The organism is Acinetobacter sp. P37, assembly GCF_057480965.1.
On sequence record NZ_JBLIYY010000004.1, the window covers coordinates 65,938 to 79,801 of the forward strand.

12 protein-coding genes are annotated in these 13,864 nt (G+C 40.4%); 5 read left to right on the forward strand and 7 right to left on the reverse strand.

Annotated elements, in window-relative coordinates; all coding sequences use genetic code 11:
- Window positions 1–266 precede the first annotated feature (266 nt).
- Window positions 267–881, forward strand: a complete 615-nt coding sequence (locus tag AC25JC_RS04885) for a carbonic anhydrase (protein ID WP_111884438.1) — start codon at window positions 267–269, stop codon at window positions 879–881.
- Between the two features lie 83 nt (window positions 882–964).
- Here AC25JC_RS04885 and AC25JC_RS04890 read toward each other — a convergent pair whose 3' ends face one another.
- A complete protein-coding gene (locus tag AC25JC_RS04890; RefSeq protein WP_180133809.1) occupies window positions 965–1,594 on the reverse strand; it encodes an arylesterase in 630 nt (209 codons plus the stop codon).
- 11 nt (window positions 1,595–1,605) lie between these two features.
- Between AC25JC_RS04890 and AC25JC_RS04895 the strand changes: the two genes are divergently transcribed.
- Both AC25JC_RS04895 and AC25JC_RS04900 read left to right on the forward strand, forming a co-directional pair.
- Window positions 1,606–2,337: an ABC transporter ATP-binding protein gene (locus tag AC25JC_RS04895; RefSeq protein ID WP_111884437.1), complete on the forward strand. Its 732-nt coding sequence runs from the start codon at window positions 1,606–1,608 to the stop codon at window positions 2,335–2,337.
- Entirely contained in the window at window positions 2,334–4,835 is a 2,502-nt protein-coding gene (locus AC25JC_RS04900; protein WP_486923564.1) for an ABC transporter permease, read from the forward strand. Before AC25JC_RS04895 ends, AC25JC_RS04900 begins: the two co-directional genes overlap by 4 nt.
- A 118-nt stretch (window positions 4,836–4,953) precedes the next feature.
- Here the strand turns inward: AC25JC_RS04900 and AC25JC_RS04905 are convergent, their stop codons facing one another.
- Window positions 4,954–5,778, reverse strand: coding sequence for a rhomboid family intramembrane serine protease (locus AC25JC_RS04905; protein ID WP_486923565.1), 825 nt, complete (start codon window positions 5,776–5,778; stop codon window positions 4,954–4,956).
- A gap of 78 nt (window positions 5,779–5,856) precedes the next feature.
- Between AC25JC_RS04905 and mtgA the strand changes: the two genes are divergently transcribed.
- Window positions 5,857–6,534 carry a monofunctional biosynthetic peptidoglycan transglycosylase gene (gene mtgA, locus AC25JC_RS04910; RefSeq protein ID WP_180122191.1) on the forward strand — a complete coding sequence of 226 codons (678 nt, stop codon included), beginning with the start codon at window positions 5,857–5,859 and terminating at the stop codon, window positions 6,532–6,534.
- Between the two features lie 146 nt (window positions 6,535–6,680).
- The gene (gene ppk1 / locus AC25JC_RS04915; RefSeq protein WP_111884435.1) at window positions 6,681–8,762 is read left to right on the forward strand and encodes a polyphosphate kinase 1; all 2,082 of its coding nucleotides are present in this window, start codon (window positions 6,681–6,683) and stop codon (window positions 8,760–8,762) included.
- 84 nt (window positions 8,763–8,846) lie between these two features.
- Here ppk1 and AC25JC_RS04920 read toward each other — a convergent pair whose 3' ends face one another.
- The 5 genes from AC25JC_RS04920 to rubA form a co-directional block, all read right to left on the reverse strand.
- The gene (locus tag AC25JC_RS04920; protein WP_486923566.1) at window positions 8,847–9,458 is read right to left on the reverse strand and encodes a transcriptional regulator; all 612 of its coding nucleotides are present in this window, start codon (window positions 9,456–9,458) and stop codon (window positions 8,847–8,849) included.
- A gap of 759 nt (window positions 9,459–10,217) precedes the next feature.
- Window positions 10,218–11,123, reverse strand: a complete 906-nt coding sequence (gene oxyR / locus AC25JC_RS04925) for a LysR family transcriptional regulator OxyR (protein WP_180007453.1) — start codon at window positions 11,121–11,123, stop codon at window positions 10,218–10,220.
- An 11-nt stretch (window positions 11,124–11,134) separates the two neighbouring features.
- Window positions 11,135–12,073 carry an alpha/beta fold hydrolase gene (locus AC25JC_RS04930; protein WP_218948325.1) on the reverse strand — a complete coding sequence of 313 codons (939 nt, stop codon included), beginning with the start codon at window positions 12,071–12,073 and terminating at the stop codon, window positions 11,135–11,137.
- A gap of 58 nt (window positions 12,074–12,131) precedes the next feature.
- Window positions 12,132–13,310, reverse strand: coding sequence for an NAD(P)/FAD-dependent oxidoreductase (locus AC25JC_RS04935; protein ID WP_180115399.1), 1,179 nt, complete (start codon window positions 13,308–13,310; stop codon window positions 12,132–12,134).
- Between the two features lie 77 nt (window positions 13,311–13,387).
- Window positions 13,388–13,552 (reverse strand): rubredoxin RubA, encoded by a 165-nt coding sequence (gene rubA, locus AC25JC_RS04940; RefSeq protein WP_005179369.1) that lies wholly within the window; start codon window positions 13,550–13,552, stop codon window positions 13,388–13,390.
- Window positions 13,553–13,864 lie beyond the last annotated feature (312 nt).

Sequence of the window (13,864 nt, forward strand, 5' to 3'; positions counted from 1 at the left end):
GGCTGAAATAGTAAAAGCGTATATTTATGAAATATATTGTAAATTAAAAATGACCTTTGTCATCCATTGCTTTTTTGATGTGGTTAAACTTGCGGTTTAATAATGTGAACCATTACAGAAAAAATAATTTTTTTTGATGAATGTGGAGTAGCATTTTCTATCAAGTTGCATCGTCGTAGAAAAAATTCACAGCAATTGTTTTTGCAAGTGACAATCGATTCGACTGGGATTAAAATATTGCAACTTCGGATAAGGGTAATTAGAACATGCTAACAGCAGCAGAAGCTTTAGATCGTTTAAAAAAAGGGAATCAACGTTTTGTAGACGGTGAAACGAATCACCCAAAGCTTTTGACGCATCAACAACGTGCTGAAATGGCCGAAAGCCAAGAACCTTTTGCGATTATTTTAGGGTGTTCAGACTCACGTGTTCCTGCTGAAATGGTATTTGACCAAGGCTTAGGCGATTTATTCGTGATTCGTGTTGCAGGTAATATTGTGGCACCGTCTCAAGTCGGTAGCGTGGAATTTGCAGCAGAAAGCTTCGGTTGTCCTGTGGTCATTGTATTGGGCCATACACACTGTGGCGCGATTCATTCTACGATTGAAGCTTTAACTAACCCTGCGACACCACCATCAGCTAACTTGATGTCGATTGTGAATCGCGTTCGTCCATCTGTAGAAATACTTATGCAAACTGAATTGAAAGATGATCTTGAAAAACTTTCAATGCATGCAGTACGTTCAAACGTTTTTGCATCAGTAAATCAACTTCGTCATGGTTCAGCAGTCCTCGAAAACTTAATTGCGCAAGGCAAACTAAAAGTGGTGGGCGCTGAGTATTCACTCGAAACGGGTGAAGTAAGCTTCTACGATTTCTAAGCAAACTACAGTAAATACAAGATTTAAAAAAAGGCGCTCAAATGAAGCGCCTTTTTTAACGAATCCATTTTCACCCACTAAATTTATAAACTTGCTTTGATCAATGGATAAGCATTGTTCAGCAAAATTGTTTGCGCTTTGGCATTCGGGTGAATCTGATCTTGTTGCATTAAGTTTTTATGTCCCGCAACCCCTTGCATAAAGAAAGGCAATAATTTGACTTTGTACTGTTTGCTCAGCACTTGATAGTTATTTTCAAAAGCTTGGCTATATGCCTTGCCATAATTCGGTGGAATTTTCATTCCAAATAAAATGACTTTCGATTTGGCCTGTTGGCTTTTTTGAATCAGCTGCGCTAAGTTTTTTTGAATTTGTGCAGGGGGCTGTCCGCGTAAACCATCATTACCACCTAATTCAATCACCACAAGGTCTGGACGATGAGTTTGCAACAGTTTAGGCAGTCGTGCCAAAGCTCCACTGGTGGTTTCACCGCTGACACTTGCATTGACCACTTTATGTTGTTTCGGATACTGTTGGTCTAGACGTTTTTGTAATAAGTGGACCCAACCTTGCTGCACTGAAACACCATAACCTGCACTTAAGCTATCGCCCAAAATCATAATGGTTTTGGCAGAGAGCAGCATCGGGCAGAACATCAGTGCAATAGCCAGCAAGTAACTCAATAGACGATTATTTTGAATGCGATTTTGCATATAGGGAAGATATGACCCAACTCACGACAGATGTTGACATCATGCCACAGGCGATTATTTCTGCACAGCAATTGACACAAAAGATACAACTTCCACAAAAACAGTTATCGATCTTTGAACAACTCGATCTTGAAATCTTTGCCGGGGAACAAGTTGCGATCACTGGTCGCTCTGGTTCAGGTAAATCCACCTTGTTGGGGATTTTGGCGACCTTAGATCAGGCCAGTTCTGGACAGTTACGGGTCTGTGGTCAGGACATTCATCTATTAAATGAAGAACAGCGTGCTCAAGTCCGTTTGGCCCATATTGGTTTTGTCTTTCAGTCTTTCCAGTTGTTGCCACATTTAACGGCACTGGAAAATGTCATGCTGCCGCTACGGTTACAAGCAAATTTTCAGGTCAAAGCTGCCGAAGAAAAAGCATTAAAACTGTTAGCAAAGGTCGGACTAGAACGCCAAGCGCATCAAGCCCCTAAAGTTTTATCCGGTGGTGAGCAGCAACGAGTTGCGATTGCCCGTGCTTTGGTGAGTGAACCCGATCTGATCTTTGCAGATGAACCGACAGGTAATTTAGACAGTGCAACGGCACAGGAAATTGAACAACTGTTATTTCAGTTAAATCGTGAAATGGGAACCACTTTGGTATTGGTGACGCATGATGCCGATTTGGCCCGTCAATGTCAGCGCCACTTTGAATTGGTCAATGGTCAATTGATTGAGCATCGAACAGGAGATGCTGCATGAATCTTTTGGCACTGTTTCGACCACTCTTACAGCTGAGTTTTAAAACCACGGGTGTGTATTTATTATTGATCGCACTGACCTTGGCGATCAGTGCTACCACTGCTTTAAAGTTTAGCAATGTACAAATTCAAAATGCAGTAGCGCTACAAGCTGCTGAAATGTTGGCAGCAGACTTGGTGCTGACAGCCAATGAACCAATTCCACAAGAGTGGCAACAACGAGCCAAAGCACAGCAATTAAAACAATCGAATGTCACGCTATTTAGCAGCATGGCGCACACTGATCAGCAATTTGTCATGGTCAATGTCAAAGCCGTTGATGCTGCATTTCCATTACGAGGTGAACTCGAAACAGAACCGAAACTAAACCGTTCCATACAAGCAGGTGAGGTCTGGTTAAGTCCTCGTGCCATGGATTTATTGGGTGTAAAGGTTGGAGATCAGATCAATATTGCCGATGCTGCTTTTCAAGTCAGTGCCAAAATCATCCATGACACCAATCAGGAACTCGGTTTCAGTGGTTTTTCACCGACAGTTATGATTGCGCAGTCTGAGGTGGCGAGAACCAATGCCATCCAAGTCGGGAGTCGGATTGAATATCGCCTGTTAATGGCAGGAGATGCACAAAATACCCAGCGCTTTGAAAAACTCTATAAGCAGAAATTTGGTGATCAAAGCGAAGACAGTGCTGCTAACTCAGATCATACGCAGGTTCAGGATGCAGCTCAAAGCAGTTTAAAAATGAGAAATGCCAGTGAAGGCAATACTCGCTTAATGAAGCCGATTGCCAATCTTGAAACGTTTTTACAACTGGCGAATATTTTAACCATTCTACTTTGTGGTATCGCCATCGCATTAACCAGTCAGCGCTATGTCCAACAAAATCAGGATGCCATTGCACTGATGCGCTGTATTGGGTCGACCAAACAGCAAATATTAAGTGCTTATTTGGCTTTACTGTTGGTTGTACTCGGGCTTTCAATCCTGTTTGGAAGTTTGATTGGTCTGGGATTGGGTTATGGCTTATTGCAACTGATGCTACAGCTGATTCCAAATTTACAATTAGAGTTTTCAGCCCTGTCTATGCTGCTTGGCCCACTTCCAATTGCAATATTCACCAGTGCGATTGTGCTATTAGGATTTGTTCTTCCAAGTCTTTGGCAATTATTAGGGACACCGCCAGCACGGGTGATACGACAACAAGAGCGTTCTGTACGTTCCATGCTTTGGATGCTCAGTTTCGGAACACTCAGTTTGGTGGTGTTTTGTGTGGTTTTAACTGAAAATTTACAACTCACCCTGTGGCTGATTTGCGCCATCATCTTCCTGTGTATCGGCCTATATATGATGGTCTGGCTCAGTTTGAAAGCCTTGAAAAGTTGGGGGAGGAAAATCTCAGCATATATACGTACACCGTATCAAACGGCATTTCAAATTACTGCATTGGCATTGGGGCTAAGTCTGATCACGGTTTTAGCGGTATTGCGTACAGATTTACTGGAACGTTGGCAACAACAATTACCACAAGGAACACCTAACCAATTTATCTATGGATTACCGCCATTTGAGTTACAGGATTTTAATCAACAACTCAAGCTGCATGGTTGGCAAGGGACGCCGATGTACCCGAATATTCGTGGGCGTTTAGTTGCCAAAAATGATCTCCCTTTTTCGGATGCCTTAATTAAAAGCAATAATTCATTACGCCGTGAATTAAATCTTACGCAGGCTGCAACTTTTCCAAAAGATAATCAAATCATCGCGGGCAGTCAGCACTTTCAACAGGTTAACGAAGTATCGGTAGAGGTGAAAACCGCACAAGAACTGGGTATTCAAATTGGAGATCGACTGAGTTTTAGCCTTCCTGAAGGGATTTTACAAGCCAAGGTAATTAACCTTCGCAGTGTGGAGTGGGAAAGCTTTAGTCCAAACTTTTTCTTTATTTTTTCTCCCCAAACCATGGATGAAAATGCTGGCAGTTACTTGGGGAGCTTCTATGTTCCACCGCAAGATAAAAATCAGTTAATTGGTCTAATTCAGCAGTTTTCGAATACCGTGTTTATTGATGTCAGTCTAATTCTGGATGAGATCAAACGCATCGTCAGTGTATTGGTTCAGATTATTACTATCTTGGCGCTGTTGGTCAGTATTTCAGGTATTTTGGTCTTGGTTGCATGTTTGAACTTATTTATGGATGAACGTAAAAAAGAAGTGGCATTATTGCGTTCCTTCGGCAGTTCCAAGCAAAAGTTAAAGTCGATGCTGAGTTTGGAAGTCGGTTTGATGGGGCTAATTTCAGGTGTTGTGGCGTGTATTTTTGCCGAAGTGATCAGTGCGATTGTCAGTTATAAAATGGAACTGGTCATTCAGCTACATGCAGAAATTTGGTTGATCCTCCCACTGGTCATGACCTTAGTCTGTACATTGATCGGACGTTATCGCTTAAGTTATCTTTGCGACATCCCACCCTTAGAAAGCTTGCGTGAATTAAATAGTTAAGGGGGGAGATGGTTAACAGCCGAGCAAGTTAAGAGTGGAGCAGGAACCCAGTGTGTAGTTTAGGTTTAGACATGATTTCAACATGTCTGTGTTATAGCCACAGGGTTCATTCCATTGTTTAACGTGCTGCGAGAGATTGCTTCATCAGTAGGATAAAGTGTTCCCAAAGCGGTAAAATCGGTTGGATTAATTGTTGGCAATGTAGATAAAACAGATAGCATCCGACAGCTGCGGCGATTAGACCGATCATTTGAATGAGCAGGGATTGATGTAATTTTTGTCCCACATACCAAATGAAAGCCAAGGCAGCGCCCATCAACATGCCGCCAATATGCGCGGCATTGTTAATCCCACTGATCATAAAGCCCATCGCGAGGTTAATGCCCATCACCATCAATAAGGTTTTTTTATCCAGATAAAATTGCTGTTTAGGTAACATGGGGAGCAGTGAAATAATCGTTAACGCTGCACCCAGTCCCATCACTGCACCCGATGCACCTGCACCAATACTCGGGAAAAGCTGCTGATTGGCTGCACCTTCGGCCAATAATGCATAGCTATCTTGAATGGTTAAATACCCACTCAACAAACTTCCCATCAGTCCGGCTAAAACATACAGGCCAAGGAAGTAGAAACGACCTAACATTTGCTCGGCAACACTGCCAAAAATATACAAAGCCCACATATTCAACATCAGGTGAATCAGGCCAAAATGAAAAAACATACTGCTGAATAAGCGGATGGGTTCCTCTAAAAAGGTTAAAGGTGCATAATCAGCACCCCAACGCAAAGCATCCAGTGTGTCGGGTTGGCTAACGTTCACTCCATGCAGCACTTGCCAGCCAAAGAGTCCAACATTGATGGTAATTAAGAGTGCCGTGATCCACCACAGTTGGATTTGCAGCTTATGGGTTGATACAGCAGGAGGGCTGAGTTCAGACATGCTATTCTTGTACTGTGTCAAAATATTTAAAAATAAGCTTAACATGAAAAAACAGAATTTCTGGAGTAACACACTGACATGAAAGCCTTTATTGTTCGTACATTGTTAATTCTTGTCAGTCTTGTGCTTTTGGTGCAGCTTTGGATCTTTGGTAGTCTGGTTTGGTGGCGTACACATCCTGTGGAATCCACGATGATGATGCGATTAGATTATTGGTCAGAGCCGTCTAAACCGATTAAACACGAATGGCGTGATTACGACCAAATCAGTGATTATGTTAAACATGCTGTTGTTGCCGCAGAAGATGGCAAATTTTTACAACACAAAGGTTTTGATTGGGAAGGCATGCAAAATGCTTTAGAGCGCAATAAAGATAAAGGCAGAGTAGTCGCAGGTGGGTCTACCATTTCTCAGCAATTGGCAAAAAACTTATTTTTATATAACAAGCGTTCATTTATCCGAAAAGGACAGGAAGCCGTTGCAACATGGATGATGGAACGCATGTGGACGAAGCAACGCATTTTAGAGGTATATCTCAACTCGGTTGAGTTTGGGGACAACATCTATGGTGTAGAAGCTGCAACACAGCACTATTTTGGTAAAAGTTCACGGAGTTTGAGCCGAGAGCAAGCGGCATTTATTGCAGCAATTTTACCCAATCCAAAATATTATGATGAAAATCGACAAGATCGTAAGCTAAATTATCGTAAGCGCATGATCCAAAAATATATGCGTTATAGCCATATCCCAGATTAAGAACAATCGACACACCCGTCAAATGGCATGGCAGCGATTTGAATTACAACAAAAAGCTCATCTTTATGGGCTTTTTTTATGAAATTGTCACAAATTTGAAGCATACTAAACTGAGTACAGCACACATTTTTTAATATGGGTTTGAAATGAATACCGCAGCTGAAGTCGCGCAAGTACCTACTGAATATACTTATAATGATCGTTATATTAATCGAGAGTTATCGATTCTCGACTTTCATCTGCGTGTGCTCGAACAAGCGGTTGATCCGATACATCCATTACTTGAACGCATGAATTTCTTGCTGATCTTTTCACGTAACTTAGACGAATTTTTTGAAATTCGTGTTGCGGGAATGATGGAACAGTTAGACTTAGGTAATGAAAGCCGCAGTCCAGATGGCTTAACACCAAAACAAGTATTAGATGAAATTTCTGCGACAGCGCATGCGGCAATTGAGCGCCAGTATCGTATTTTAAATCAAGAAATTTTACCCAAACTGCGTGAAGAAGATATTTGCTTCTTACGCCGTGGGGAATTAACGCCTGCACAATCGGCTTGGGTAAAAAAGTATTTCCAAGAGCAAGTTGCTCCAGTCTTAACGCCAATTAGCTTAGATCCCGCACATCCATTCCCTCGCTTGGTCAACAAGTCGTTGAATTTTATTGTGACTTTAGAAGGGAAGGATGCGTTTGGCCGTCAGATTGACTTAGCCGTTGTACCTGCACCACGTTCGCTGCCACGTGTCGTTCGACTCCCTGATGAGTTAACCGGTGGCAAAGAGCATCATGTGATGCTATCGGCAATTATTCATGAACATGTCTCTGATTTGTTCCCCGGCATGACGGCGACGGGTTGCTACCAATTTCGCGTGACGCGTAATGCCGATTTGGCTTTAAATGAAGATGTTGAAGATTTGGCTAAAGCCCTCAAAGGTGAGTTGAATTCACGTCGTTTTGGTCGCGCCGTTCGCTTGGAAGTGACAGAAAATTGTCCGCAGCATATTTATGAATATTTGCTTGATGAATTCGATTTAGAAGAAGAGCAACTGTATAAAGTGGATGGGCCGGTTAACCTTGCACGTTTACTGTCAAACTTTAAACGTCCACATCTACGTTATGACGCGCATATTCCAGTTATTCCGAAAGTACTCAAAAAATCTGAAAACATTTTTAGTGCGATGCAAAAACAAGATATTTTGCTGCACCATCCCTTTGAATCATTCGCACCGGTAATTAATTTACTGCGTGAAGCTGCACGTGATCCACAAGTTTTGGCCATTAAACAAACGCTTTATCGAAGTGGCGCAGATTCGGAGATTGTGCAAGTTTTAGCGGAAGCAGCACGTAATGGCAAAGAAGTCACCGCTGTAATTGAGCTTCGAGCACGATTTGATGAAGAATCAAACATTGCTGTGGCTAATGTATTACAAGAAGCAGGCGCAGTTGTCGTGTATGGCATCGTGGGCTATAAAACTCATGCCAAAATGATTTTGGTGGTACGCCGCGAAAACAATAAATTGGTGCGATATGTGCATTTAGGTACGGGCAACTATCATGCAGGAAATGCGCGTATCTACACGGATTATGGTCTATTAACTACAGATAAAGAACTCTGTGAAGATGTACATCGTATTTTCCAAGAATTGACCGGTATGGGTAAAATGGCGAAGCTAAAAAAACTGCTGCATGCACCATTTACCTTACATACTCAACTCATCAATTATATTGATAATGAAATTACTAATGCTAAAGCGGGCAAGTCTGCGCAAATTATAGTCAAGGTTAATGCATTAACAGAAGTTCAGTTGATCAATAAACTGTACGAAGCGTCACAAGCAGGTGTACAGATTGATTTAATTATTCGTTCTATTTGTTGTTTGCGTCCAGGTTTACCGGGGCTGTCTGAAAATATTCGCGTGCGCTCTATTGTTGGGCGTTTTTTAGAGCATACTCGAGTGTATTATTTCAGTAATAATGGTGATTCACGTATTTTCTGTTCAAGTGCAGACTGGATGGATCGTAATTTATTTAATCGCGTGGAAGCCTGTTTTCCAATTGAAGATCCAGCGTTGAAAAAGCGTATTTATCAATTAGGTTTAGTGAATTACTTAAAAGATAATCAGCAAGCTTGGTTACTCCAAAGCGATGGGCGCTGGATTCGTACGCATGTTCAAGAGGGTGAGGAAGCACATAATTCACAGCATGTGCTTATAGAAGCATTTAAATAAATGCGTTAGAAAAGTAAAAGGGAGCAATGCTCCCTTTATTTTTTTAATTTATAAGTTTTTTTGAATCATTTATCTGAACTAAATTTAGCTGTAGCTACTAATTTTTCGGTAGATATTTTTAACAAAACCATCAATTTGATACGTTGAAAGTTTTAACTCACGGACCATCTGCTCTTGAGTCGCGCTATGGCTGACCATATCTAAAATTTGGTATTCAGCTGGATTCAGACTGAGCTGTTTAGGTGCTGCATTTTGCGGACTAAAAGTTTCACTCAATAAAAATTTAGCAAAACTGGGATGCAATGCAGCGCCACCTCTTAAAATGGTTTTCAGTTGGTTGTAGGTATCTTCCATCGGTTGTTGAATCAACATATAGGCGGTTGCACCTAACTGAATGGCATGTAAGGTTAAATCTGTAGATTGTTCATTGACTAAAATGATGAGATTACTCGAAGGATAGATCTTTTTGATTTTATGGATGAAAGAGATATCGGACTGCTGATTGATCACTAAAAAAATTAAATTGGGTAATTGATTGAAAATTTGTTGTTCTGCATCTACTAAGTTTTCTGAAAATGTGATGAGATCTTCAGGATAACCGAGGTTTCCTAAGATGTTAAACAGCACTGTTTTTGAAGTCATTGCTTGATGATCAATGATCAAAACGGGCACTGGTAATAAAAATTCACTCATCATACATTTCGCTCATTTATTATTTTTAATCAAATTGCATTTCCATAATGTGCATGAAAGTGAATTAGAAAAATATACCTAGAAGTAGTGATTTATATATCAAAGTATAATTAAGTTATTGTGATATAATGGAATTTAATTAATGTATAGTTTTTTGTGTTTTTCATTGTGTTGAATGCAAAGATTTATAGTTTTTTCGTTTTTATTTTTAGAATATTGATTAAATAATCATCAGATTTAGATTAGAATTGAAAATAATAATTGAAATGTGAAAGCAGTATTTTGACAACCGATAAATTGAACTGTTTCTGATGTGAGTTAATATTCACCTATTGCTTAGTTATTTTAAACATAAATATTAGTGACTATTTAAAATAATGTGTTTTATTTCTCATCAATGGTTATTTTATAGCACAAAACACAATAATAAAAAAAAGCCCTTTGAAAATGAATCAGACGTACTTTCTCTAAAATACCTGAAACTAGTGATTTTAACGAAAGTTATATTTTACTAAGATGTATTTATCTTCTTACTTATCTGGCTAGTGTGAAGATATTGTCGAGGCGATGAATTGAGATATACATCAAGTCATATATTACCTTATCAGGCTACCTATTTGGGTTAGCCTTTTCTTTTTTTAGATACTGTATTTTTTCATTTTCAATTTTATACTCATCTCAATATTATTACTTCTGCATTATTCATTTCTGCCAAATAAAAAAAGAGAGCACAGGGCTCTCTTTAATTTTCACACTGATTAGTTAGTGCAGATTGTTAGTGATTTTCTGCAAGATTTGAAGCAATACATCAAATTCACTTTGAAGCGGTGTACTCTTACGTGTTACCAATGCCAATGTGCGTGTAGGACTTGCTTCAATTTCTTTCACAGCCAAATCTTCATTGGCTTTGATCATATTGGTATGAACTGCAATTTCAGGCAATAAAGTAAAGCCTAAATCTGCGGAAACCATTTCAACCAAAGTTGGCAATGAGCTTGCTTTTAATCGATGGTCATTTTTACGTTCACCAATCGGGCAAGCACTCAAAGCATGATCACGTAAGCAATGGCCTTCTTCAAGCAACATTAAACGAGATAAATCTAAGTCGTCTAGAGATTTCGCTTGAGCAGCATTTTGATCAGCTTTGTTGTACACCAAGAACAATTTTTCTTTGTTTACTTCTGCAACTTTCAAGCTACGTGTATCGAAAGGAAGAGCAAGTAATACAATATCTAGATTACCGTGCTCGAGTTTCTCAACAATTTTTTCACTTTGTGCTTCATGTAAATGCAATTGAATTTTTGGTAATTGCTTATGCACTTCTTCTAATAATGGCGCAAGTAAGAATGGCGCAATAGTGGGAATGACCCCTAGATGTAAATCACCCGTTAGAGGTTCGCTCATTTCACGACTTAAACGCATTAGGTCTTGCGCATCTGCCAATAGAACTCGGGCTCGTCCGACAACTTGTTCGCCAAGAGGAGTTAAACGCACGTTTTGACGGTCGCGTTCTACCAATACGCCACCTAGTAAACGCTCAAGTTCCATGATCCCGCCAGACAAAGTAGACTGGGTGACAAAAGAACGACGCGCAGCTTCAGTAAAGTGTAGCGTTTCTGACAGTGTTACTAGATATGACAGCTGTCTTAAGGATGGTAATGCAGCCATAGTGTCCTAATTTATGATTTAAAGTGATCAGCAAACAAACCGCTAAGATATGGAATAAAATGCGGTGGGATATCATGCCCCATTCCATCAATTAATTCAAATTTAGCACCTGAAATAGCCTTTGCAACGGCCTTACCATGGCTTGGCGGCAGCAAACGGTCACGAGCTCCATGAACCACAATGGTTTTATGCTGAATTTGTTTATCCAACTGCAGCAGGGAACCTGTACATAATATTGCTAAAAACTGTTGAAGTACACCCGCTGGGTAAAAACTCCGCTTATAGAGTTTACGTGCAGTTTGTATCGCTTCAAGCTGATTAATATAGCCTGGAGAGCCTATAATATTAAAAACTTTCAGGCTATGGTTAATAATGCCATCTTCATCGTTAGATTCAGGTTTTTCAATTAGACTAAATAATTGCTTTGGAAATGGCGGTGGAAGTAAGGGTTGGATGTTACTGGTAAAAAGTAAGCTTAAGTTGTGCACTTTATCTGGATAGCGTGCCGCCACGATTTGAGCAATCATGCCGCCCATCGAAGCGCCTAAAATATGGACTTTATCAAGTCCCATACGATCAATTAATAGTGCAACATCGTCTGCCATATCGTAGAGATCATAGGGCGCACCTTGATTCTCTAGACCTAAGGCAAAACGTCCCATCAGTTTAAAGGTGTTAAGACGTGGGCCTGGGTTACGAATTTTACTCGACAGACCAATATCGCGATTATCAAAGCGAATAACTCGGTAACCTTGGTCTATTAGGGACTTACAAAAGAAATCAGGCCAATACAACATTTGTGCGCCGAGTCCCATAATCAATAAGATTGCAGGATCTTCAGGATGACCACCCACCTCGACATGAAGTTCAATGCCATTGCCTAACTCTACGCGAGTTTCATGCATAAAAGAGGCATAAGGTGAAATATTAAACTGAAGGGCACTATTCATTGTTATTTTCCTTTAAAAAGGACGTCTATTATTATCAGGACGTCCTTGTATTTAAACCTTAAACTGAAGCAGGAATCAAGTCCGGAACCTGCTTAGTCAAAGTTAAGCGTTGCTTCCCAGCAGTTGCACCGAGCAGTACAAATCCACGTAATACGCCATCTTGATCGATCGCACGGGCAATCATGCCATCTTCAAGCTCTTCTGTTTCCCATTGGGTTTCTACATCAATAGGCGCAGGAAGGACAGTTAAAGGTGCAGCAGGTGTTTTAACAGCTACAGGCATGGCAGGATAATGCACTGCGGTATGTTCGCCATTGAGGGTTTTTGCCAAAGCACGCGCTTGTTGCATGATTGGCATCACGTATGGCAGAAGGGTACCATTGACTTCAGCACAGTCACCGACAGCATAGATATCTGCCAAGTTGGTTTCTAAGCTTTTATTGGTTAATACGCCACGACTGGTGTGAATACCGGCTTGTTTTGCTAAGTTAATCTCAGGCTGTAGACCAATCGCAGACAACACAACATCTGCCACTAAGCTTTGACCATTGGCAAGGCTCACTTGATAATCACCATTTTCAATACGTGACACTTTGTCGACTGTCGTACCTAAAACGAATTGAATACCCGTTTCTTCTAAATTGCTTTGGAATTTAGCTGCAACATGAGACGGCAGCAGACGACCCAAAGGTTGCGGAGCTAAATCGACCACCGATACTTTCGCCCCAGTATTTTGGAGGTCGTTGGCAAATTCACAGCCAATCAAGCCTGCCCCTAAAATCACCACACGTTTATCTTCACGTGCTGCAAGCTGTTTACGGAATGCTTTGTAGTGATCCAAATTGTTGACGACATGAATGTCTTCACTGCCATCACCCGAAATAGCTAAGCGAATTGGATTTGCGCCGACGGCTAAAACGAGTTTTGAATATAGTTGTGTTTGAGTTCCATTTTGGCTTTCAATAGTAAGCTCATGTTTTGCTGCATCAATGGATTTAACCCAACTCTTATTGATGATTTGCATATTGAGTTGAGCCGACATTTTTTCGGCATCCCCTAGAGGGATTTGCTCAGGAGTTTTATTACCAACGAGCGCATTGGATAATGTCGGTTTAGCGTAGTTAATGGCATCATCCGCACAGATCATAATAAGTTCTAGTTCAGTATTTAACTTTCGAAATTCACGTGCAACGGCATATCCCGCCATACCAGAACCAATAATGACAATAGGGTGCATACTCAACTCCAAACACATTTCATATTTTTTAAAGACAAAAAAAAGACCATAACGATGATGGCCTTAGATTCTATTTATTAGATTTCAACCATTTCAAAATCTACTTTTGAGACGCCACAGTCTGGGCAAGTCCAATCATCTGGGATATCTTCCCATTTCGTTCCTGCCACGATACCGTCTTGTGGCCAGCCTTCTGCTTCGTCATAAATCCATCCACAAACGATGCACTGATACTTTTTCATTCCATTCTCCAAAAACTGACACAAAATTAAGTCAGTAAATACTTCATAACTGTATAAGTTTATACCTTAAGGTTAATTAGCCTTATACAGTAGACTCTTATGTTAAATTTTTACGCAGTTCTAACGATAAAGTAAAGTGGCTAAGAGTTTAATGAGTGAAATTAAAAGCAGAATGGCAGTGAGGGACAATAAATATCATCAAAACCCCAGATCTGGGAAAAATTGTCTGACAATATTTATGCCTATTGAAAGCTATATTGGAATTCATTTCCGTGAATTGGGTTCTAAATACCGCTTTTTCTATATTCATAG